Here is a 23398-nt window from a genome sequence, read left to right on the forward strand (position 1 = left end):
CGCGGCGCTGGTGACCTCGTTCGAGGAGACCGCACCGCGCCACCGACCAACAGCAGGGTGTGCGGTGGCTCACATCCGCTGGCGGATATGAGCCACCACGGTGGGTGACCGCAGGTCGTCAGTCGCGGTCGACCGCGTTGACGGCCATGTCGAGCACGGCCACCCCTTCGATGGAGGCGATGATCGCCTCCGCGTCACGCACCAGCACCGAGCGCACCTCGGCGTCGCGGACCAGTTCGGCGTCCCCGGCCAGCGCGACGAACTCGCGCAGCTCGTTGATCGCGCCGAGCTCGTCCCCGGTCGCCTCGGCGATCCTGGCGGCGGTGAGCTGACCCGCCAGGGCGGCGTGCCCGCTCAGCGACAGCCGGTTGGTGAGCCGGAACCTGTCGACGAGCTGGCCGACGTCGCGCAGCGAGGTGGTGGTGGCGAACACCAACGACTGCTCGGCGGTGTTGCCGGCGTTGTCGGTCGCGCTGACCGACAACGTGTGGGTGCCCAGGGCCAGCTGGTAGAGCGGGAGCACCCGCCCGGACAGCACGGCCTCCCCGTTGAGCGTGCCGCTCACCGAGTCGATCCCGGAGGTCTCGTCCTCGGCGTGCCAGGAGAGCACCAGGTCCGTGGCGTTGCCGTAGACCACGCCGTTGGCCACTCCGGACACCAGCAGCGTCGGCGCGGTCGCGTCGATCATGATCGTCGCGGCCTTGTCCGCCTCGACGTTCCCGGCGACGTCCACGGCCCGGTACCGCAGGGTGTGTTCGCCGTCGCCGCTGACCTGGACGGGTTCGGTGTACTCCGCCCAGTCCTCCCCGTCGAGGGTCCACTCCACCCTGGCCACCCCGGACGTGCCGTCCTCGGCGGCGAGCTCGACCACGACGTCGGCGTCGTGCCAACCGGCCTCGTTCGGGTCGGCGAAGTCGGCCGTGGTCAGCGGGGCCGTGGTGTCGACCCGGAGTTCGGCGGTGCCGGGCTCCTCCACGTTGCCGGCCACGTCGGTCGACCGGTACTCCACGGTGTGGACGCCGTCACCGGGCAGCGCGAACGGCTCGGTGTACTCGGTCCAGTCGCCGTCGCCGATCCGGTACTCGGTGGTGGCGACACCGCTGCCCTCGTCGCTGGCGTCGAGGGTGACCTCGGGGGAGGTCAGGAACCAGCCCTCGGCGCCGTCGGCCTCCGCCGGGTCGGTGCTCAGGGACGTGGTCGGCGCCTCGGAGTCGACGATCTCCTGGATCTGGACGTTCCGGAAGAACACGTCGTCGACGTCACCGTGGTTCTGGAGGCCGATGTGACCGCTGGTGAGGTCGCGGTCCGGGTGGGTGCTGGTGAAGTCGTTGATCAGCACGTCGTTGAGGTAGACCTTGATGGTCTGCCCCTGGACCACGATCTCGTAGCTGTTCCACTCGCCCTCGGGGTTGAGCGCCTCGTCACGGGCCTCCAGGTCAGCGCCCTGGAAACCGTAGATGGCACCGGTGGTGCGGTCCGGCTCGTCGGTCGGGTCGATCTGGATCTCGTACCCGTGGTTGACGGCCAGCCACGGGTCGTCACCCGGGTCCGGGAACCCGACGAAGACACCGGAGTTGTCGTCGCCCGGCATCATCCAGTCGAGCTTGAGGCTGTAGGCCTCGAACTCCTCCTCGAACCAGTACAGGCCCATGCCCCCGGTGGACAGGATGGTGCAGTCCTCCTGGAGCACGAACTCGCCCGGGCCCGCCTGCTTCCAGCCGCCGAGGCTGTCCTCGGTGCCGTCGAAGAGCATGCGGTAGCCCTCCTCCGGTTCGGCGGGCTCGCAGCCCGGTTGCCCGGCACCCGGGTCGGCGACACCGTCGCCGTGGAAGTGGATGATGTCGACGTCGAAGAGCGCCTCGTCACCGTCGCCGGTGAACACGAAGTACAGCGCGTTCGTGCCGCCCGGGTCGGTGATGTCGACCGGGCCGACGGTCTCGAAGTTCTCCCAGCCGCCGGTGTTCGCGACGTCGACGCTGCTGATCAGTTCGCCGTCGGGCGCGCCGACCCGCACCTCGATGGTGCCGCCGATGCCGCCGGAGGCGATCCGGAAACCGATCTGGTCGACCTGGTGCAGGTTCACCGGGTCGACGGAGATCCAGTCGCCGTCGTGGATGTCTCCCACGACCCGGCCACCGCCGGCGCCCTCCTTGCTCAGGACCGTGACGCCCTCGCTGTCGGTGAAGAACTCGGCCTGCTTGTTCTTCAGCTGGAGGACGACCTCGTCCGACCCGGTCAGCGGGGGCAGGTCGCCGGCGCCGTTGTCGGTGTAGCTGGCGTTGATGATGCCGAAGACGTTGGCGTCGTCCCCGTGCCCGCCCTCGCCGGGGGTCTCGATCAGCCCGCTGCAACCGTTGGCCCGAGTCAGCGGGTGGCCGTGGCTGTCGTGCCCGAGGATGTACTCGACGACGACCCTGGAGCAGTCGATCTCGCCGTCCTCGGGGTCGGTCACGGTCACCTCGAAGGGCACCCGCTCACCGAACGCGAAGACACCGCCGTGCACGGGAGCGTTCAGTTCCACCACGGGGGCGGTGTTGCCCACCGAGATGGAGACGGCGGCGGTACCGACCCGCTCGTCGTCGTTGGTGGCGCGCAGCCGGGCGGTGTAGACGCCCTCCTCGGTGTAGGTGTGCTCCGCGGTGGCGCCGGTGGCGGTCGCGCCGTCACCGAACTCCCACTCGAAGGCCAGCTCGCCGCCGGCCGGGTCGACCGAACCGGCCGAGTCGAACTCGACGGTCAGCGGCGCGTGCCCGGAGGTGACGCTGGCGCTGATGGTGGCCACCGGGGTCCGCTCGCCGCCGGTGTAGTCGATCCGGTAGAGCGCGGAGTCGTCCGAACCGCCGAACCACTCGCTGCCGTAGTCGAGCACGTACAGCGAACCGTCCGGTCCGAACTCGATGTTCATCGGCTGGACGAGGTCCATCGAGTCGAAGAACGGGTTGATCTTGAGCAGGTTGCCCTCGGCGTCGTGGTGGAGCTCCTTGATCCAGCCGCGTCCCCACTCGTAGGCGAAGTTCTTGCCGTCGTAGTACTCGGGGAACTTGGTGTCGGACTCCAGCTCGGGGTCGTACCGGTAGGTCGGGCCACCCATCGGGGACTCACTGCCCGAGCCGAAGGCCGGCAGCGAGCCGCCGCTGTACTCGATCCAGGCCGGCACCGACGGCGGCAGCTCGGTCAGACCGGTGTTGTTCGGGCTGTTGTTGACCGGGTTGTCGCAGTCGAACAGCGGGCCGGACTCGCCGGTGGCGAAGTCGTACTCGTTGTACGCCTGGTTGTCGCCGTGGCAGTAGGGCCACCCGTAGTTGCCGGGCTCCTTGATCAGGTTGAACTCGACCAGGCCCTCCGGACCCCGGTTCGGGTCGGGCGAGCCGGCGTCGGGACCGTAGTCGCCCAGGTAGATCCAGTCGGTCTCCCGGTCGATGGCGAACCGGAACGGGTTCCGGAAGCCCATCGCGTAGATCTCCGGACGGGTCTTGTCCGTACCCGGCTCGAAGAGGTTGCCCTCCGGCACCGTGTAGCTGCCGTCCTCCTGGACGGTGATCCGCAGCAGCTTGCCCCGCAGGTCGTTGGTGTTGGCGGAGGAACGCTGCGCGTCGAAGGCCGGGTTGCGGTCCGGGCGGATGTCGATGGGCGTGTAGTTGCTGGAGGCGAAGGGGTTGGTGTCGTCCCCGGTGGACAGGTAGAGGTTGCCCTCGGAGTCGAAGTCGATCTCACCACCGGCGTGGCAGCAGATGCCCCGGTCCGCCTCGACGTGGATGATCTCCTGCTCGCTGTCCAGGTCGAGGGTGTTGTCCTCGGTGAGCTGGAAGCGGGAGAGGGTGTTGTGCCCGATGAAGGGGGCGAAGTCCTCCGCCGTGCCGTTCTCCGGCGCCTCGCCCGGCGGGGTGTCCAGTTCCGGGGAGTAGTAGAGGTAGACCCAGCGGTTGTCCTCGAAGTCCGGGTCCACGGCGATGCCCTGGAGGCCGTCCTCGTCGTGGTCGTACACCGGGATCCGGGCGGCGAGGGTGTTCAGGCCGTCGGCGGTGGTGTGGAACACCCGGCCGTCGCGGGCGGTGTGCAGCACGCTGCGGTCGGGCAGCACGGCCAGGGCGATCGGCTCGCCGGCCTGGTCGGCACCCTTGGCCAGGGTCACCTGGTCGAAGGAGGAGTCGACGGTCGCCTTGCAGTCGGCCTCGGCGACCCCGGCGGCGGTGCGCAGACCGCCGAGCAGGTGTTCCAGGAACGCGGGCTCGGAGAACGACTCGATGGTGTGGCCACCGCCGGTGTACCAGGAGCGGCCACCGTCGAACTCCTGGCACCAGGCGATCGGGTGGTCGTGGCCCATCGCGCCGCTGCCGGCGTCGTAGCTGTCCTCGTCGAGGGCCGCCAGGACGTGCACGTCGCCGCGCGGGTTGTCCTGGAAGTTGTACCACTCGTCCGTCCGCACCCACTCCTCGTCGAGGTGGGCGGTGGAGGGGTGGACGTGGTCGGTGACGACCGTCGTCGCCTCCTGGATCTGCGGGTGGGAGTCGAAGTAGGCACCCACCAGCTCGCCGTACCACGGCCAGTCGTACTCGGTGTCCGACGCGGCGTGCACGCCGGCGTAGCCGCCGCCGTCCTGGATGTAGCCCTCGAAGGCCGCCTGCTGCTCCTCGTTGAGGACGTCACCGGTGGTGGACAGCCAGACGACGACGTCGTAGTGGCCCAGGTTCTGCTCGGTGAAGTCCTCGGCGTCCTCGGTGTGGTCCACGTGGAAGCCGTGCTCCGCACCGAGCTCCTCGATGGCGGCGACACCGGCCTCGATGGAGTCGTGCCGGAACCCGGCGGTCTTGGAGAAGACCAACGCGTGGAAGTGGTCGTCGTGCTCGTGGTCATCGCCGGGGTGGTCGTGCTCGTCCTCGTCGAAGACCGGGAAACCGATGGGAGGTTTGGGCTGGAAGGTGTTCGCGGCCGTGGCCGCCTCGGCCGGCTGGTCGGCCGCCACCGCGACCGGGGCCGCGGCCATCGCGCTGCCACCGAGAGCGGTCAGGAGCGCCAGTGACAGGGTGCCCGCGCGGGCCGCCGTGCCCCTGGATCTGGTTCTGTGCCCGGTGGTCGCGGAACTCCCGCCGCGCCCCCGTAATGATCGTCGCACTGGTATGTTTCTCCTGTTCTCACCAAGGTTCGTCGCCCGAACAACAGCGCGTTCTCGACGAGCCGGGGACTACTCGACGTTGAGTGCCAACCTCCTTGTTGCGCTTCCCCGTCGCGGTGTGAACCCATCCGCCCCGGTGTCGGCCGGGGCAGGTCCTTCGTGGAGCCGCCGGGGCTCCCGGTTCCCGGCCCGGCTCCGTGGAGGAGCCGGGCGGAACCGTCTCGCCGACCCGTTCGGCCGGCTGGTCTCGTGGTCGACTACGGCACCGGGGTCCAGCGGGAGTCGGCGGCGGCGCTGTCCTCCACCGCCCGCAGCACCCGCTGCACCCGCAGTCCGTCGGCGAAGCTCGGCTCCGGGTCGGTCCCCGTGCCCACGGCGGTGAGGAAGTCCGCTGCCTCGTGGGTGAAGGTGTGCTCGTAGCCGAGCCCGTGGCCGGGCGGCCACCACGCCCCGAGGTAGGGGTGCGTGGCCTCGGTCACGAGGATGCGTCGGAACCCGCCCTCGGCCGCGTCGATGTCCTCCTCGTGCAGCCACAGTTCGTTCATGGACTCGAAGTCGAACGCGAGGCTGCCCCGCGAGCCGTTGACCTCCAGCCGCATGGCGTTCTTCCGACCGGCGGCGAACCGGGTCGCCTCGAAGGTGGCCACGGCCCCGCCGGTGAACCGCGCGAGGAACAGGGCGGCGTCGTCGACCGTGACGTCCCCGTACTCGGTGCCGGCCGAGGCGGACAACCCCGCCGATGAGGTGGCCACCGGGCGGCGGCGGACGAAGGTCTCGGTGATGGCCGAGACACCCGTGATCGCCTGCCCCGTGACGAACTGGCTCGCGTCGATGATGTGCGAACCGATGTCGCCGAGCGCGCCAGCGCCGGCCTTGGTGCGGTCGAGCCGCCAGGTCAGTGGCGAGTTCTCGTCGGTGAGCCAGTCCTGGAGGTAGACGGCCCGCACGTGCCGCACGGTGCCGAGGCGACCGTTCGCGACCAGCTCGCGCGCCAACGCGAGGGCCGGGACGCGACGGTAGTTGAAGGCGACCATGGAGCGGACCCCGGAGGCGGCGGCCCGTTCCGCCGCGGCCACCATCGCCTCCGCCTCGGCCACCGTGTTGGCCAGCGGTTTCTCGCAGAGGACGTGCTTGCCGGCGTCCAGCGCGGCGATCGCGATCTCGGCGTGGGTGTCCCCCGGCGTGCAGATGTCGACCAGGCCGACGTCGTCCCGCTCGACCAAGCGCCGCCAGTCCGTCTCCGCGGCCGACCACCCCATCCGGGCGGCGGCGGCCTCGGTCCTGGCCCGATCGCGGCCCGCGAGTGCGACGAGTTCCGGTGCTACCGGCACGTCGAAGAACCGGTGGACGGTGCGCCAGGCTTGGGAGTGGACGGCACCCATGAAGGAGTACCCCGCCATCCCGACGCCGATCGTCTCGCTGGCTGCCATGCTGTGATCCCTCACATTCTCGATGTCCTCACGATCTCGGCGTGGCCGAGAGGACTACCGTGCCGGCCTCCGCCGGTGGGGCCGGCTGGTGCCGTCCAGGTCAGGACGCGAAGCCCACGTCCCGGTACTCCGCGACGTTGTCGCTGGTGACCACTGCCGAGTAGGTGGTGATGGACGCCGGGATCTCGTGCTCGGCCATGTCCCCGAGGCCCTTGGCCTGTCCGAGGAGGCGGGCCAGCGAGATCGCCGAGGCGCACATCGACGGGCTGTAGAGGACCGTGGCCTTGACGACGCTCTCGCCCGACTCGATCCGGTCCATCATGTCCAGTGAGCCCGCGCCGCCCACCATGATGAACTCGTCTCGTCCGGCGTTCTCGATGGCGGCGAGCACGCCGATGCCCTGGTCGTCGTCGTGGTTCCACAGCGCGTCGAGGGAGCTGGCGGACTGGAGCAGGTTGGAGGTCTGCCGCTCACCGCTCTCCACCGTGAACTCGGCCGCGACCCGGTGCGAGACCTCGAAGCCGTGCCGGGCGAGCGCGTCGGCGAACCCCTGGCTGCGTTCCTGGGTCAGGGGCAGCGAGTCGATTCCCGCCACCTCGGCGATCACCGGGTCGTCCTTGCCCTGTTCCCGCATCTGCTCGGCGATGTAGTCCCCGGCGTTGACGCCCATGCGGTAGTTGTCGCCGCCGATCCAGCAGCGGTAGGCCAGCGGGCTGTCGAAGACGCGGTCCACGTTCACCACCGGGATGCCGGCGTCCATCGCCTGCTGGCCGACCGCGGTCAGCTGCGCGCCGTCGTGCGGCAGGATGACGAGGACGTCGACACCGTCGTTGATGAGGGTCTCGATCTGCGCGATCTGCTGGCTGGAGTCGTTGGTGCCCTCGGTGGCGGTGAAGGTGACGTCCTCGAACGCCTCGGCCTGCGACCGCGCGTAGGCGGTCATGGCCGCCATCCAGCCGTGGTCGGCGGCGGGCGCGGAGAAGCCGATCGTCACCTCCGGCCCGGGTTCGGCGTTGTCGCCGGCACCGACGCTGACGTTCCGCGGGGCCTCCTGGGCGGCGTCGTTGGAGGTGCAGGCGGACAGGACGACCCCCGCGCCGAGGGCGGTGCCGCCGAGCAGGAAGCGGCGGCGGGCGAACAGTGGCTGTCTTGACATCGAGGACTCCCGAGCACGAGACGTGGACCGCCGGACTTGGCGGCGGCGGACCTGGGGTGTGTTGGCCGCCGACGGCTCACGGGCCCACCGGCTCGTGCCGGTGGACCTCGTCGGGGCGGGCGGCGGTGACCGCCCCGACGACGGACTGCGGTGCTAGGTCGTTCGCGGGTGGTTCATGGTGCGGTACTGCAGGAGCACGGCGACCACGATGATCACGCCCTTGGCGATGTTCTGGATGTCGGTCTCCAGGTTGTTCAGCGTGAAGATGTTGCTGAGCACGGTGAAGATCAACACACCGATGAGGGTGCCGAGGAGGCTGCCTCGGCCACCGGTCAGCAGGGTGCCGCCGATCACGACGGCCGCGATGGCGTCGAGCTCGTAGTAGAGCCCGTTGGTGGACGCGCCCGAGGTGGTCCTGGCCGCGACCATGATGGCGGCGATCCCGCAGCACAGGCCGGCCAGCCCGTAGACCAGCGCGACATGGCGCTTGACGTTGATGCCCGCGAGGCGGGCCGCCTCCGGGTTGCCCCCGACTGCGAAGGTGCGCCGGCCGAAGGTGGTGCGGTTGAGCAGGACCCAGCCGGCCGCGAAGACCAGCAGGAACATCCACACCAGGACCGGGACGCCGAGGAAGCTGCCCCGGAAGAAGTCCAGGAACGCGGTGTCCCTGATCACCTGCGTCTGCCGCCCGCTGATGCGCTCGGCGAGGCCCCGGGCCGCGACCATCATCGCCAGGGTCGCGATGAAGGGCACGACCCTGCCGTAGGCGATCAGTATGCCGTTGACCAGACCGGCGCCCAGTCCCACCAGCAGGGCGCAGAGCACCATCACCCCCACCCCGTAGGACTGGGTGGCGACCGTCGTCATCCACACGCTGGCGAGCGCGACCATCGAACCCACGGAGAGGTCGATCCCGGCGGTGGTGATGACGAAGGTCATGCCGACGCTGACCACGCCGATGGCGGCGGCGAGCCGGAGGATCGTGGACAGGTTCCCCTCGGTGAGGAACGCGTCCGGCCGGGTCAGGTACCCGACGACGCACAGCAGGACCAGTACCGCGAACAGTCCCGTGAGCCGGACGTCCAGTCGCAGCCCACCGCCCTTCGTGGCGGCGGGGGCGGTGGGCTGCGGTGCGGACCGCCCGTCTCCGCCGGTTCCACCGGCGGAGCTCGGGGAGCCCGCAGTCTCGTTGGGGGATCTGTCCTCGGCGCTGCCGGCGCCGAGCACCGAGCCCGGTTTCTTGTCGGTCACGCCGCACTCCCTTCCATCACCAGATCAAGCACGTCGGCCTCGGTCAGCTCGTCGGCGGGCGCCTCGTGGACGATGTCGCCGTCGCGGAGCACCAGCACCCGGTCAGCCAGGCCGAGCACCTCCGGGACCTCGCTGGAGACCACGACGACCGCGACGCCGGAGGCGGCGAGTTCGCGGATCAGCCGGTACAGCTCGCTGCGAGCTCCCACGTCGACGCCCCTGGTCGGTTCGTCGAGCAGCAGGATGCGGCACCCGTGCACCAACCAGCGGGCCACCACGGCCTTCTGCTGGTTGCCGCCGGAGAGCGTTCGGATGAGGCGTCGGGGGTCCGCCGGCCGCAGGTCCAGTTCCCGCAGCTTCTCCGTGGCGTCGTCGATCTCCCTCGCCCGTTGGGAGAAGCCGAGTCGGCTGTACTCCGGGAGGCTGGCCAGGGTCACGTTGTGGGCGACGGGGAGGTCGAGCAGGAGTGCCTGGCTCTTCCGTTCCTCGGGCGCCAGTCCGATGCCGGCGCGCACGGCCGCCGGGACGCTGCCCGGCCGGAGTGGCTGGCCGTGCACCAGGACCCGCCCGCTGTCGGGTTTCCTGGCGCCGAAGACGGTCTCCAGGATCTCGCTGCGCCCGGCGCCCACGAGCCCGGCGATGCCGAGGACCTCGCCCGCGCGCAGGGTGAAGTCGACGTTCCTGAACTCGCCTCGCCTGGTGAGCCCCTCCACCCGCAGCGCCTCCACCGAGGCGTCGGTGGTGTTCTCCTCCCGCTTCGGGAAGGCCGCGTCGACCCGACGCCCGGTCATCAGGGACACCAGCTCCGAGGTGGGTGTGGTCTTCGCGTCGAGGTTCCTGGCGACGGTGCGACCGTCCTTGATGACCGTGATCCGGTCACCGATGCGCCGGAGTTCCTCCATGCGGTGCGAGATGTAGACGACGGCCACCCCGGACGCCGTGAGGTCCTCCACGACCCGGAAGAGGTTCTCCGTCTCGTCGGCGGCGAGCGCCGCCGTCGGCTCGTCCATGACGATGAGCCCGGCGTCGTGGGCCAGTGCCCTGGCCATCGACACCAGCTGCTGCCCGGCGGCGGACAGGCCGCCGACCTCCCGGTGCGGGCGGATCTCGGGGTGACCGAGGCGCGTGAGCAACCGGGTGGCCTCCGCCGCCGCCGCGCGGGCCCGGGTGAACCCCCAACGGGACCGCCAGTGGCCGAGGAAGATGTTGTCGGCCACCGACAGGTCGGGGACCAGGTCCAGCTCCTGGTACATGGTGGCCACGCCGAGCCGGAGGGCCGCGACCGGTGACGGCAGCCGGGCCTCGGTCCCCCGCCAGGTGATGACGCCCTCGTCGGGTTGGTGGGCGCCGGCGAGGACCTTGATGAGGGTGGACTTCCCCGCCCCGTTCTGCCCGAGCAGGCAGTGCACCTCGCCGGGCCGCACCTCCAGGTCCACTCCGTCCAACGCCCGCACCCCGGGGAACACCTTGACGATCCCCTCCATGCGCAGCAGGACCTCCCCGGCCTCCTCCTGGCCGGCGGCGCGCGGCCCCGTGGGCCCGTCGGTTCGGCTCATGCCGGTGCCTCCGTCGGTTCGCTCGCCACCACCGGGGCGAGGGTGGGGTTGTCCATCACCATCCGCATCGCGTGCTGCGCGCCGCCCCGGATGGCGGCGGTGAACCCGAGGGTGGACGGCAGGATCGCCGCCCGGGCCGCCTCGGGCGAGAGGACGCGGGAGGCGATCTGGATGCGGGCGTGCTCGACCAGCCACTCGTACAGCTCGGCGAAGTAGCCGCCGAGCACGACGGCTGCCGGGTTGAGGACGTTGATCAGCAGGGCGAGACCGACCCCCAGGGCGTCCCCGACCTGCTGGAGCGCGTCGAGCGTGCGGCGGTCGCCGGCCTCGGCCCGGACCCGGATGATGCGCAGCCGGTCGGAGACCGCGAGGCTGGGGTCCCGCACCGGGTCGTCCGGGCTGGACATCACCTCGAGGAGCGTGCCCAGATCGATCTGCCGCTCCCAACAGCCCCGGTTCCCGCAGGGGCAGGACGGGCCGAGCGGGTCGAGCGAGAGGTGGCCGACCTCTCCGGCGAAGCCGGACGCCCCGCGCACGGGCACCCCCGCCGCGAGGAGACCAGCTCCCACTCCGCTGCTGCCGACGATGCAGAGCAGGTCGTCGGTGCCGCTGGCGGCACCGCTGGTGTGTTCGGCGAGGGCGGCGAGGTTGGCGTCGTTGTCCACGGCGCACCGTTCGAGCGGGAGGTCGACGCGGGCGGCGAGCCCGTCGACGAGGGCGATCTGCCGCCAGCGCAGGTTCGGGGCGAAGCGCACCACGCCGGCCTGGGTGTCCACGAGGCCGGGAACCGCGACCGTGATGCCGGCCGGCCAGGCGCCGACGGCGGCGACCGTGGCGAGCATCGACCTGGCGAGTTCGGCGAGCTGGTCGAGGCACCGTTGCGGGCCGAGTTCCACGACCCGGAGGGGCACCAGCTGCTCGGTGACGACGGTTCCCGCGAGGTCGAGCACCGTGGCTCGCAGGTACTCGAGGTTGATCTCGAGGCCGATGCCGCACACCGACCCCGGCGACAGCTCCACCAGCTGGCCCGGGCGCCCCTGGCGGCCGGCGGTCAGCCCGGCGGCGCGCACCAGGCGGCGGGACTCGAGTTCGCTCACGAGGTTGGAGACGGTCGCCTTGCTCAGTCCACTGAGGGCCGACAGCTGCGCCCGGGACTGCTGCCCGTGCTCACGCAGGGTTCGCACGACCAACGCGAGGTTCGCTCGGCGCAGGCCGGCCTGATCGGCCGGCGGCACGTGACCGTTCCGCACAGCAACCTCACTTCGTTGGGTGGTTCATCAAAGTAAGGTGGTCCACATCACTGGTCAACCCCTTCGGGCTACGAAAATCCCAGGTTTTCACTCGTTCGGCCCAGATTTTGGCCGCTACTTTGGCATTTTCCACACGAAAGTCTGCTCAGTTTAAGCGATTCGACAAGATCCTTCGCGACTCTCGCGACCCGGGCCGGGGACCGAGCTCCGCTTGAGGTCCCCAGCGGGCCCGACCGCGCGCTGACCTGGGACGACCGTCGTGCCCGGGGACGGGAAGGCGGTCGCGCCACCCACTGGGCGCGCGACGGTGGCGCGAGCCGCCCGGGGCCGGCGCTGGCCGAGCCCACCGCACCGGTGGGGGCGAGGCCGGGAGTTCGGCTCCGGAGCACCCGTCACCGGGGTGGTGGCAGCCCTCCAAGTCCCCCGTCGGCGGCCCGGCCCCGGCCGGGCCACCACGCGCCGGTGGGCCCGTGGAGGGCCGCCGGCATCCGAGCGCCGTCACTCTCCGTCAGAACCTGGAAGGTTCGCCGACCTCGCCGACCCAGCCGCCGGACGCCGGCCGGTGCCGGTTCTGGGACGACACGTGGTGGTCGGTGGAGCCCCGCCCGGCTCCGCTCCTGTGCGCCGCCGCCACGCCAGCGCCGGGGCGCCGTGGCAGGGGACGGGCCGGAACCGGCACGTCGCGGCGGTCCGGCGTTCCGGCGCTGTCCACGGCAGACCGGCCGCCCTGCCCTCACCCGGACCGAGCGACCATCCCGTCGCGGCCGGCCGAGCCCGCACGGCCCGGCTCCGCACCGTCGGCGCGCTCAGCCCCCCGCGTAGGTGCCGAAGCTCCACTCGTTGCCCTCGGGATCACGGACGGTGAACCCCCGCGCCCCGTAGTCCTTGTCCTCCGGAGCCACCACGACCTCCGCACCCCCAGCCACGGCCTGGTCGAACAACTCGTCCGGGGTGCTGGTCACCAGGTACACGGCGCAACCACCCGGCCGGATCGCGTGTCCCTCCCCGACGCTGGCCGAACCGAGCATCACCCCGCCACCCTCTGGCCACAGCAACTCGGCGTGCAGGACCACGTCAGGGGTCTCGCCCGGGTAGACGACGTTCTCCTGGAAGCCGAAGGCGTTCACCAGGAACCGGATACCGGCGGGCGCGTCCTCGTACGCCAGCACCGGCCAGACGAGGGTCTTGTTCTCACCAGGCATGCGACCAGGATGTGGGCTACCGGCGCCGGTCGCCCGGCGCACGGCACCACGTCACCCGAGCCAGGGAGGAGAGCGCCGCCCGCCTCGGAGCGGGGGCTCCGTCGAGCGGCCGGGCGGCACGGGCGTCGGGCCCTCGGAACACACCTGGAGCCGCGCCCGCCACCTGGCCGCCGCCGGGAGCGCCTGGTCGACACCCCGCTGGTGGGGACCGGTGAGCGGCGGAGGACTAGTGCGTCAGGGCGAAAGCGCGCTCACTGGCCGACCACGCCGCGCCGATCACGGCGGCCTGGTCCCCGAGTTCGGAGAGGACGATCGGGAGGTTCCCGGTCGCGAGGGGCAACGATCGCCGGTACACGGCACTGCGGACCTCGGCCAACAGCTGGTGCCCCAGGCCGGCCACGCCTCCCCCGATGACGACCATGCCCGGATTGATGAAGCTGACCAGCGAGGCGATCACCTGCCCCAGCCGCCTGCCGCCCTCCCGGATCAGGTTCACGGCGGCGAAGTCGCCCGCGCCGGCGGCGGCGCCCACGTCCTGGGCCGTCAGGCTCCCCCGCTCCTCCAGGAGCTCGGCGAGCCGGGTCGACCGGCCGCTGCGGGCCAGGGTCAGCGCGTCCCTGGCCAGGGCGGCGCCGCCGAAGTAGGCCTCCAGGCAGCCGACCTCCCCGCAGGCGCACGCCGGCCCGTACTCGTCGATCCGGACGTGCCCGATGTCGCCGGCCGTCCCGGCCACGCCCCGGTAGACGCGCCCCCCGAGGACGATCCCGCACCCGATACCCGTTCCGATCTTCACGAAGATCAGTTCGTCGAGGGACTGGGCGACGCCCGCGTGCCGCTCGCCCATCGCCATCGCGTTCACGTCGTTGTCGACCGCGACCGGACGGCGCCACCGGCTCGCGAGCTGGTCCCGAACCGGGAAGCGGTCCCACCCCGGCATGATCGGGGGCGCCACCGGCAGCCCCTCCCGGAAGCTGACGGGGCCGGGAAGCCCCACCCCGGACGCCAGCAGCCGCCCGGGGTTGCTGGCGAGCACGACATCGGCCAGCGCGGCGACCCGTTCGAGCACAGCCACCGGCCCCGTGCGGACGTCGCAGTCCTCCACCACGTGGGCGAGCACGTCGCACCTCGGTCCGGTCACCGCCACCCCCACCGAGGTGGCGCCGATGTCCACCGCGAGCAGGCGCAGGTCGGAGGCCAGTCGGACGAGCGTGGACCGCCGGCCACCCCGGCTCGCGGCGGGTCCCCCCGACTCGACCATGCCCGCGTCCGCCAGCCGGCTGACCTCCGCGGTCAGGCGGGCGCGTGGCAGTTCGAGCCGTTCACCCAGCTCGACCCGGGACATCGGCCCCTCGTCACGCAGCAGCGCCAGCAGTCGGGACTGCTCCACGGTCTCCACTCTCAACGACTGCTCACCGGTTGTCGCGGTCACTTACGGACTGTATCCCCTCATCGGTCGACCGCCCCCCGCGTGGTGGAGCGAGCCCGACACCGCGGAACGGGAGACGCTCACGGCGAGCACCTGGTGTCGGCGGGCGTAGCCGGCACGCCGTTCCGACGAACGCCGCCCACTCCCGGTTCCCGGCGAACGTCGGATTCCCGGCCCTCCGGGGCTCCGGTGCCCGGGCTCCCTCGCCGGCGCGGGCGCCCCCTTCGCCGCGGCGCATCCGCGTGGCATCGCGAGGAGCACGGGTCCACTCCGTCGTGCCGCCCGCGTCGGAGTGGACCCACCCGGGTGCCACCAGTAGCCAGGGGCGCCCCCGCCAGGCGACCCTCACCCCGGCGGCCCGGACGGGGCGTCCAGTCGCGTCCGGAGCGTGGCGGCGAACTCCTCAGCCCGGGACAGCTGCACCCGCGGTCTCGCGACCTGCTCGGCCGCCGCTCGTTCGTAGCTCCGGACGCGTTCCACCAGCTCGGCGGCTCCCCGGGCGCCGACGGCCGGTGGTCCTCCACCGGCACCCGGGGAGGACTGGGTCAGCCGGTGTCGGACTCGCGGACCGGGGCCAGCTCGGCCCGCACCTGGTACCCCCGCCTGGCCAGGAGGGACCGGATGAACTCGATCCCGGAGGGCCGCACCCTGGTGGTGAACCCGCCACGACGCCCGTCCGGTGTGTCGAACACGCTCGGCACCACCCGGAAGTGGTGCGCGTGCTCCTGGTAGGGCTCGTTGCGGCGGTGCTCGGCCGACATCAGCACGTGCTCGGCGCGCAGGAACTCGAAGAGCTTGTTCTGGCCCATCCCGGGGACTCCGAGCATCTTGGCCACGTTGCCCACCAGGTAGGTGCCGTCGGTCTCCAACAGGGCGTCGTAGGCCTCGGCCTTCGGAGCGGCGACCGCCAGCTCCCTGCGGGTGCGCTCGGCCTCCTCGAACTGGTCCGCCAACGCCCGCAACGCCGACGGGTAGTCCTCCGGCATCCTCGGCGAGGGCAGCACGATCTCGGCTTCCCTGGCGCGGACGGCGAAGTAGCGCTGGGCCGCCGCCACCTCCGGCTTCGCCGGGTCGCCGTTCATCGCGACGAGGTAGCAGGCGTACCTGGTGAGGCGGTGGTCGTCCGACGGTTCCCCACCCGTGGCGGCGGCACCGCCCGCCGCCACGAATAACGTGCCCACGTTCACCCGGGTGTTGGCGGCCGACCGCTTGGCCCGCGCCAGGGTCTCGCCGAAGTGCCGCCAGTCCGAGTAGCCGAGCAGTGGCATGAGATCGCGGGCGGACCACCACTCACCGGTGTCGTCCACGCGCCGGACCGAGTCGAAGGGATTGGTGTCGTTGGCTGATTCCAGACCGCTGTTCTCAGGCATGTCCGAACTCCCCTGCCGATTCCCGCCGGAACCCCGCGAAGTGGTTTCCACCGTTTCCCCGGGGCTTTCACCGTCACCACCGAGAATACCGGCAACGACCGACATTTCCGGGCGCTGAACTGGGAGGATGCGAACTGGGAGCAGCGGGGGCGACGGGGTCGTGGCGGGTTCCCCGACTACCGCGCCGCCGGTCGAAAACCCTCGCCAGCGCCGCCGGTAGCGAAAAGGGAGCGCCTCGCGTTCCCCACCTCGAACGGTTCCGCGACTCGGCGGCGGCCCCGGGGCTGGCAATTCCGCACGGCGGGAGAACCGAGGGAACCGGGAGAACGGCGACCGGCCCTCCGCCGGGTGCCCGGGCGTCCTCAGGAGAGGTCCACGCCCCTGACGCGAGGCCGGCTCCGTCCCGATCGGGAGCGGGACGGAGCCGGTTCCGGTTCAGCGCAGCAGTTCCGCGACCTGGTCGCGGAGCTCGGTGAGTCGGGCCTCGGCGCGTTCCCGCGCCGCCGCCACGCGGTCGGACCTGTCGGCGCCGCCCTCCGGGGCCGCGTCCGCGACCGGCTCCACCACCTGGAGGTACGCCTTCAGCTTCGGTTCGGTCCCCGAGGGCCGGATCACGACGCGGAGGGACTGGGCGCGGAGTTCGACGATGTCGGCCGCCCTCGGTTCCGCCAGGGACACCGGCACTCCGGCCAACTCCGCCGGCGGGCGCCCGCGCACCCCCGCCACCAGCCTCGCCCGTTCCGCCTGGTCGGTCACCCGGATCGACACCTGGTCGGTCAGGTGCACGCCGTGCCGCGCGGCGAGCTCGTCCAACGCGGCCAGGAGGTCACTGCCCTCGGCCTTCCTCGTGGCCGCCAGGTCCGCCGCGAGCACCGCGGCGGACAGGCCGTCCTTGTCCCGAACCACCTCGGGATCGACCGACAGCCCCAGGGCCTCCTCGTAGGCGAAGACCAGACCGGTCCCCCTGCCGTCCCCCGCCCGCACCAGCCACTTGAAACCCGTGAGCGTCTCGTCGTACCGGGCGTCGTGGGCGGCGGCGACCGAGGCCAGCATCGACGAGGACACGATCGTCGTCGCCACCAGCGGATCGGGGTGCGCGGCGCGGTCCAGCTCGGCCAGCACGTGCTCGGCGAGCAGGACACCGGTCTCGTCCCCGCGCAGCATCCGCCAACCGCCGCCGGGTTCACGGGTACCCACCGCGCAGCGGTCGGCATCGGGGTCCAGGGCGATCGCCAGGTCGGCCTCGACCCGCTCCGCGAGGGCCAGCAGCAGGTCGGTGGCCCCGGGCTCCTCGGGGTTGGGGAAGGCCACCGTCGAGAAGTCGGGGTCGGGTTCCGCCTGTTCGGGGACGAGGTGGACGTCGTGGAAACCGGCGGCGGCCAGCGCGCGCACCAGCGGTTCGCCGCCCACGCCGTGCATCGGGGTGGCCGCGATCCGCAGGTCCCGGGCGCTTCCCCTCGGCAGCGTCCCGACGTGCGCGAGGTACTCGCCGAGGAGGTCGCGGTCCTCCACCCGCCAGCCCTGCGACAGGGGCACCGTGAAGGCGGGCCCGACCCGTTCGATGGCGGCCTCCACCTCGGAGTCGGCCGGGGGCACGATCTGGGTGCCCTCGCCGTCGTACAGCTTGTACCCGTTGTCGGCGGGCGGGTTGTGCGAGGCCGTGATCTGGATCCCCGCGACCGCGCCCAACCGGCGGACCGCGCCGGCGAGCAACGGGGTGGGCAGCGGGCCGGGCAGCAGCCGGGTGTCGAAACCCGCCGCGGCCAGCACCCCCGCCGCGTCGGTCGCGAACCGCTCGGACCCGTGCCTGGCGTCCCGCCCGACGACGACCACCCCACCGGCATGGCCGTGGGCGGTCAGCCAGGCGGCGACGCCGGCCGTGGCCCGGATGACGACGGACCGGTTCATGCCGTTGGGACCAGCGCGCAGCGGGCCGCGCAGCCCGGCGGTGCCGAAGGTCAGCGGACCGGCCAGCCGGTCGGCCAGCTCCGCCTTCGCCGACTCGTCGCCGGCCATCGCCGAGGCGAGCACGCGTTGCAGCTCGACGCGGTCGTCCTCGTCCACGTCCTCGGCCGCCCACCGCATGGCAGCCGTGCGCAGCGCCGGGTCGAGGCCGCTCACAACCGGCCCACCAGACGGGCGAGCAGACCACCGAGCCTGGTGGCGGCGGCGCGTCCCTCCGCCACGACCTCCTCGTGGTTCAGGGGCTCGCCGGTGGTGCCGGCCGCCAGGTTCGTCACCAGCGACAGGCCCAGCACCTCGGCCCCGGCCGCCCTGGCCGCGATGGCCTCCAGGGCCGTCGACATGCCCACCAGGTCGGCGCCCAGCGTGCGGAGCATCCCGATCTCGGCCGGCGTCTCGTAGTGGGGCCCGGGGAGCTGGGCGTACACGCCCTCCGTGAGCGTCGGGTCGAGCTCGGCGGCCAGCGCGCGCAACCGAGCGGTGTACAGGTCGGTGAGGTCCACGAACTGGGGCCCCACCAGGGGGGAGAGCGCGGTCAGGTTGAGGTGGTCCCGGATCAGCACGGCCTGGCCGACGTCGAGGTCACCGCGCAGGCCACCGGCCGCGTTGGTGAGGACGACCGTGCGGGCGCCCGCCGCCACGGCGGTGCGCACCCCGTGGACGACCGGCGCGACACCCCGACCCTCGTAGAGGTGCGTACGGCCGAGCAGCACGAGCACCCGGGAGTCACCGAGGCGCACCGAACGGATCGCGCCACCGTGGCCGGCGACGGCCGGCGGCACGAAACCGGGCAGCTCCGCCATCGGCACCTCGGCGACCGGGTCGCCCAGTTCCTCGGCCGCCGGGCGCCAGCCGGAGCCGAGGACCACGGCCACCTGGTGCTCCTCCACCCCGGTCCTGGCCGCCAGCTCGGCCGCCGCCCGCCTGGCCGCTGCCTCGGGGCTGGCCTGGTCGGCCGGGGCGGTTCCGCCCGTCGCCGCTGACTCGTCGGTCCGCACCGTCGCGGTGCCTGCGTCACTCGCCGTCACAGGGCGAAGCTTAAGGCCTCCGACCCCGAGTCCGGGGCCACCGGGTTCCCCGGCTCAGGCGAGGGTGGTGAAACTCGGGGCGATCTGGTTGAACAGCTCGGTGCGACCGACCGTCTCCGACCGGGTGTCCACCGAGACCGAGACCAACCACAGGTCGTCGTCCCTGGGCAGCAGCCGCACGTAGACCGTCCGCCGCTGCTCCGCCCCCGCCGACTCCCTCAGCAGGCCGGAGTCGACGAGCCGGTAGGTGAGTTCGCGGGCGGGTTCGGGCCCAGCTTGTTCCCGGTCGGTCTCGGCGGGGACGTCGAGACCCGGGACGAACTGCCCGCCGCTGCCCGCCGTCAGCTCCGGCAGGCGGCTCACGTAGTCGTCGACGCTGTGTTCCTGGAAGTAGTCGGCGAACCACTCCACCGCGACCGTGCTCGAACCGTCCTCGGAGACGTACCGGGTGATGGAGCTGTCGGGCAGCTCCGGGTACTGCCGCTGCTCCTGGAACCGGCCCCACCCCTCGGGGAGCATCAGCTCGAAGCGTCCCTCGGTGGGTTCGGTGTCCGCGCCCACGGCGCGGTCCGAGGCGAGGTCGAGCGTCGGGCTGCCGACCCCCTGCCCCGGCGCGGGCGCCCCGGCGACCTCGGTCGGCAGCACGGACTCGCCCGCGACGGTCCTGACGAGCGCGAAGCCCACGAGCGCCGCGACGAGGAACAGCGGGACCGCGAGCATCATCCCGCCCCTGCCGATGCGGGGAGCGCCCGTCCGGCGTCCCGGTCGGGAGCCCGCCGTGTCGGACGGAGCCGGCGGTCGACCGCCCCGGTCGTCGGAGGTCGCGCCCGGCCCACCGGAGGAGGGAGGCGGCGCGAAGGGCAGCGGACCTGGCTCGGCGGCCAACGGCGCGGGCGGGGACGTCTCCTCGACCGCCGGCTGGGTGCCGGTGTCCCGAACGGGGAAGGGGAGCGGACCTGGATCGGCGGCCAACGGCGCCGAGTCGTCGATCGCCCGGATCGGCGAGGAATCGTCGTCGGCTCCGAGTCCGCCCAGGGCCCCGGTGTGGGCTCCGAGCGCGCCGGTGGACTGCGCGGTGGGACGGCGTCCGCCGGGGCGTCGACCGCCGGGGGACCAGCCGCCCGTCGCCCCCGCGGTCGGGGGGTTCAGGCTGGCCGCGCCCGTCGCCGTCGGTGGGCGCCGCGACGCCTGCGCGCGGGTGCCCGCGCCACCACGTGTGCCGGACCGTGTTCCGCCGGCTCCCCGGGTGCCCGACCGGGTCCCCCCGGCGCCCCGGGTTCCCGTCGACGGCGGCTCGGCCGCGCTGGGATCGGGCATGTGGACGTCCTCGAACACGTTCACCCCGGACTTGGGGAGCAACGGGGCGAGCCGCCGGCGCACCTCGGCCAACGGCATCCTCTTGGCCGGCGCCTTGACCATCAGGCCGCTGATGATCTCGGCGATGGTGCCTCCCCGGCTCGCCTGGGGAACCGGGCCGTGCACCACCTCGGTGACCGTGGCCAGCGGGTCGCCGCCGGCGTCGTAGGGTGGTCGCCCCTCCATCGCCGCGTACAGCGTCGCTCCCAGCCCCCACAGGTCGGCGGCCGGGCTGACCCCGCGCCCCGTGGCGACCTCGGGTGCGATGTAGGAAGGCGTTCCCAACAGCAGGCCGGTGGCGGTGAGGGTGCTCTCCGTGACGTTGCGCGCGATGCCGAAGTCGGTGAGCTTGGTCCACCCGTCCTGGTTGACCAGCACGTTCCCGGGTTTGACGTCCCGGTGTGTGATGCCGGCCCGGTGCGCGGCCTCCAAGGCCGCCGCGATGGCGTCTCCCACCACGGCCGCCTGCTGTTCGTTGATCGGCCCGTGGTGCCGCAGCACGGCGGCGAGGCTGTGCGCGAGCACGAGCTCCATGACGACGAAGGGCTCACCCTCGTGCCGCACCACGTCGTAGAGGGTCACCACGTTCGGGTGCGAGAGCACGGCGTTGGCCCGTGCCTCCCGCATCGTGCGTTCCCGCATGGCGTCGGCTTCGGGAGCTGGCACGCCCTGGGGCAGCAGCACCTCCTTCAGCGCGACCTGTCTGCGCAGGAACTCGTCGTAGGCGACCCAGACGATGCCGGTGGCGCCCTTCCCCGACACCCGGCGGAGCCGGTATCGGCCGGCGATCACACGAGGAGTTGCGGGATCTTCCGAGTCTGTGGTGGCCACGGACACATTCTCCATGCGTTGTACTCGACTGTGCACTGTGCGATACAGACGACGGTACGAGCCTGTTCTTGGATCGATGGTCCGAGCGGGGTGATCCCGGACCAGGGCGCAGGGGTGGACGCGTCGCCCGCCGTCATTGTGCTGGCGGCGTCGCGGTGGAGACAAGATCGGGAGGTGGTCGCGATGACCACCTCGTGCCGCCCGCCAGCTGGGCCCCGTCCGCCCGCCACCGGCCGACGGCCGTCCGACCCCGCCACGCCCACCCAGGAACGCTGGTCACCCCGGTGGTCCTCCGGGCCGGCCCCCGACCGGGCCGCCGGACCGGGAGGCGGCGTTACCCTCGCCGCCTCGGTACCGCCCGTCCCGCCCCGCCAGAGCACACCCACCACGAGGAGGCGTCCGATGTCCGCCGAGAAACGAGCCGAGTCCGGGTTCGAGGTGAAACCGGTCTACGGGCCGGCCGACGTCCGGGACGGACTGGCCGACAGGGTCGGCGAGCCGGGCGGTTACCCCTTCACCCGGGGCGTGTACCCGACCATGTACACGCGGCGGCCGTGGACGATGCGGCAGTACGCGGGATTCGGGACCGCCACCGAGTCGAACGCCCGCTACCACCAGTTGATCAGGGCGGGCACCACCGGTCTCTCGGTGGCGTTCGACCTGCCCACCCAGATGGGTTACGACTCGGACGAGCCGGTCGCCCACGGCGAGGTCGGCAAGGTGGGCGTCGCGATCGACTCCATCGAGGACATGCGGCGTCTCTTCGCGGGCATCCCGCTCGGCGAGGTCTCCACGTCGATGACCATCAACGCGCCGGCCGCCGTGCTGCTGCTGCTCTACCAACTGGTCGCCGAGGAGCAGGGCGTCGACCCCGCCACCCTCACCGGCACCATCCAGAACGACGTGCTCAAGGAGTACATCGCCCGGGGGACCTACATCTACCCGCCGGCCCACTCGCTCCGGCTGATCACCGACATCTTCGCGTACTGCCGTACCGAGCTCCCCCGGTGGAACACCATCTCGATCTCGGGCTACCACATGGCCGAGGCCGGGGCCACTCCCGCGCAGGAGATCGCGTTCACCCTGGCCAACGGCGTGGAGTACGTGCGGGCGGCCATCGACGCCGGGCTGCGGGTGGACGACTTCGCCCCCCGACTGGCCTTCTTCTTCGTCTCCAGGACCAGCCTGTTGGAGGAGGTGGCGAAGTTCCGGGCGGCACGGCGGATCTGGGCCCGCCTGATGCGGGAGGAGTTCGGGGCGACGAACCCCAAGTCCTGGACGCTGCGGTTCCACACGCAGACCGCCGGCGTGCAGCTGACCGCGCAGCAGCCCGAGGTCAACATGGTGCGGGTCACGGTCCAGGCGATCGCCGCCGTGCTCGGCGGCACCCAGTCCCTGCACACCAACTCCTACGACGAGGCCATCGCGCTGCCCACCGAGAAGGCCGCCCGGCTGGCGTTGCGCACCCAGCAGGTACTGGCCAACGAGACGGACCTGACCTCCACCGTCGACCCCTTCGCCGGTTCGTACGCCGTCGAGGCGATGACCGACGAGGTGGAGCGCGCGGTGGTGGAGCTGATGGGCAAGGTCGAGGACCGGGGCGGGGCGGTGGCCGCCATCGAGCAGGGCTTCCAGAAGGGCGAGATCGAGCGGACGGCCTACCAGAACGCGCTGGACATCGACTCCGGCGACCGCGTCGTCGTCGGCCTGAACCGGTACACGGTGGACACCGAGGAGCCCTACGAGCCGCTGCGGGTGGATCCGGACATCGAGCGGACGCAGTCCCGGCGGCTCGCGGAGCTGCGTGCGGAGCGTGACGGCGAGGCGGTGCGCGTGGCGTTGGCGGAGCTCCGGGAGGCGGCCAGCGGCCGGGAGAACGTGCTGCCGCCGATGAGGAAGGCCCTCGCCGCCAGGGCGACCGTGGGTGAGGTCTGTCACTGTCTCCGGGAGGTGTGGGGACGGTACACCCCGTCGGACGTCTTCTGATCCCCACGCCATCCGGGGGCCACCCGGCCCGGTCCGGCCGCCGGGCGGCCCCCCGCCCACGACGGTGTGAAATGTCCGCTAAGTACGGGGTAAGCAGGGAGAAGACGCGGCGGCGTACCACTGCCGATCTACCCCCCGGCCCACCGTCCGCCCCTGGTGCCACGCGGTCGACCACGGGCGGCGCGGCGAGGGCGTGCGCCCGGTACGCACCCCCGAGGATCGCGGGAAGCACCCCGGAGAACCGGTACGGTTGTTCCGGCGGCTTGCCACTGGTAGCAACCGGTTTCGCCCGGAACGGGCGATCAGTCGGGGCGGTTGTCCGGCAGGCACCACCGAGAACGTCGACCTAGGGAGCTGAGCACCACACCAGGAAGGACACCCGCTGTACCAATCGCGGACAGCGGGCGCGGGCGCCACGCGGCAGCGGAGGAGTTGTGAGGCGCACGTGAGTCCGTCCGTACGATTTTCCCGTCTTGCGCGT

The 23398-nt window shown here is 72.1% G+C and carries 13 protein-coding genes; 1 reads left to right on the forward strand and 12 read right to left on the reverse strand.

Going from position 1 to position 23398, the window contains the following annotated elements:
• Nucleotides 1–118 precede the first annotated feature (118 nt).
• The 12 genes from ACOJVX_RS22330 to ACOJVX_RS22385 form a co-directional block, all read right to left on the reverse strand.
• The gene (locus tag ACOJVX_RS22330) at nt 119–4984 is read right to left on the reverse strand and encodes a ThuA domain-containing protein (RefSeq protein WP_422647075.1); all 4866 of its coding nucleotides are present in this window, start codon (nt 4982–4984) and stop codon (nt 119–121) included.
• A gap of 386 nt (nt 4985–5370) precedes the next feature.
• Nucleotides 5371–6543 carry a Gfo/Idh/MocA family protein gene (locus ACOJVX_RS22335; RefSeq protein WP_026419370.1) on the reverse strand — a complete coding sequence of 391 codons (1173 nt, stop codon included), beginning with the start codon at nt 6541–6543 and terminating at the stop codon, nt 5371–5373.
• 100 nt (nt 6544–6643) lie between these two features.
• Entirely contained in the window at nt 6644–7699 is a 1056-nt protein-coding gene (locus ACOJVX_RS22340; protein WP_026419371.1) for a substrate-binding domain-containing protein, read from the reverse strand.
• A gap of 153 nt (nt 7700–7852) precedes the next feature.
• On the reverse strand, nt 7853–8791 hold the full coding sequence (locus ACOJVX_RS22345; protein WP_051314178.1) for an ABC transporter permease: 939 nt from the start codon (nt 8789–8791) through the stop codon (nt 7853–7855).
• A 155-nt stretch (nt 8792–8946) separates the two neighbouring features.
• A complete protein-coding gene (locus tag ACOJVX_RS22350) occupies nt 8947–10434 on the reverse strand; it encodes a sugar ABC transporter ATP-binding protein (protein WP_026419373.1) in 1488 nt (495 codons plus the stop codon).
• A 68-nt stretch (nt 10435–10502) separates the two neighbouring features.
• Entirely contained in the window at nt 10503–11741 is a 1239-nt protein-coding gene (locus ACOJVX_RS22355) for an ROK family transcriptional regulator (RefSeq protein ID WP_245588855.1), read from the reverse strand.
• A gap of 821 nt (nt 11742–12562) precedes the next feature.
• A complete protein-coding gene (locus ACOJVX_RS22360) occupies nt 12563–12958 on the reverse strand; it encodes a VOC family protein (protein ID WP_030104781.1) in 396 nt (131 codons plus the stop codon).
• A 226-nt stretch (nt 12959–13184) separates the two neighbouring features.
• Nucleotides 13185–14300 carry an ROK family protein gene (locus ACOJVX_RS22365; RefSeq protein ID WP_245588881.1) on the reverse strand — a complete coding sequence of 372 codons (1116 nt, stop codon included), beginning with the start codon at nt 14298–14300 and terminating at the stop codon, nt 13185–13187.
• Between the two features lie 629 nt (nt 14301–14929).
• Complete coding sequence (locus ACOJVX_RS22370; protein ID WP_337662272.1) at nt 14930–15754, reverse strand: phage antirepressor KilAC domain-containing protein; 825 nt, start codon at nt 15752–15754, stop codon at nt 14930–14932.
• A gap of 435 nt (nt 15755–16189) precedes the next feature.
• Nucleotides 16190–17839 carry a phospho-sugar mutase gene (locus ACOJVX_RS22375; RefSeq protein WP_418153655.1) on the reverse strand — a complete coding sequence of 550 codons (1650 nt, stop codon included), beginning with the start codon at nt 17837–17839 and terminating at the stop codon, nt 16190–16192.
• A gap of 32 nt (nt 17840–17871) precedes the next feature.
• Entirely contained in the window at nt 17872–18624 is a 753-nt protein-coding gene (locus tag ACOJVX_RS22380; RefSeq protein WP_035292565.1) for a purine-nucleoside phosphorylase, read from the reverse strand.
• Nucleotides 18625–18798: 174 nt separating this feature from the next.
• Entirely contained in the window at nt 18799–20892 is a 2094-nt protein-coding gene (locus tag ACOJVX_RS22385; protein ID WP_425475823.1) for a protein kinase domain-containing protein, read from the reverse strand.
• Nucleotides 20893–21333: 441 nt separating this feature from the next.
• Here ACOJVX_RS22385 and ACOJVX_RS22390 point away from each other — a divergent pair, with 441 nt between their 5' ends.
• Nucleotides 21334–22917, forward strand: coding sequence for an acyl-CoA mutase large subunit family protein (locus tag ACOJVX_RS22390; RefSeq protein ID WP_026419381.1), 1584 nt, complete (start codon nt 21334–21336; stop codon nt 22915–22917).
• Nucleotides 22918–23398: the final 481 nt, after the last annotated feature.

Source organism: Actinoalloteichus caeruleus, from assembly GCF_049311605.1.
In the GTDB taxonomy this organism is placed as follows: Bacteria; Actinomycetota; Actinomycetes; order Mycobacteriales; family Pseudonocardiaceae; genus Actinoalloteichus_B; species Actinoalloteichus_B caeruleus.

Excerpts from the sequence above, each read along its gene's own strand:
- ACOJVX_RS22330 (WP_422647075.1), bottom strand. The coding sequence starts at position 4,984 with ATGGCCGCGGCCCCGGTCGCGGTGGCGGCCGACCAGCCGGCCGAGGCG.
- ACOJVX_RS22335 (WP_026419370.1), bottom strand. The coding sequence starts at position 6,543 with ATGGCAGCCAGCGAGACGATCGGCGTCGGGATGGCGGGGTACTCCTTC.
- ACOJVX_RS22340 (WP_026419371.1), bottom strand. The coding sequence starts at position 7,699 with ATGTCAAGACAGCCACTGTTCGCCCGCCGCCGCTTCCTGCTCGGCGGC.
- ACOJVX_RS22350 (WP_026419373.1), bottom strand. The coding sequence starts at position 10,434 with ATGGAGGGGATCGTCAAGGTGTTCCCCGGGGTGCGGGCGTTGGACGGA.
- ACOJVX_RS22360 (WP_030104781.1), bottom strand. The coding sequence starts at position 12,958 with ATGCCTGGTGAGAACAAGACCCTCGTCTGGCCGGTGCTGGCGTACGAG.
- ACOJVX_RS22365 (WP_245588881.1), bottom strand. The coding sequence starts at position 14,300 with ATGTCCCGGGTCGAGCTGGGTGAACGGCTCGAACTGCCACGCGCCCGC.
- ACOJVX_RS22370 (WP_337662272.1), bottom strand. The coding sequence starts at position 15,754 with ATGCCTGAGAACAGCGGTCTGGAATCAGCCAACGACACCAATCCCTTC.
- ACOJVX_RS22375 (WP_418153655.1), bottom strand. The coding sequence starts at position 17,839 with ATGCGGTGGGCGGCCGAGGACGTGGACGAGGACGACCGCGTCGAGCTG.
- ACOJVX_RS22390 (WP_026419381.1), top strand. The coding sequence starts at position 21,334 with ATGTCCGCCGAGAAACGAGCCGAGTCCGGGTTCGAGGTGAAACCGGTC.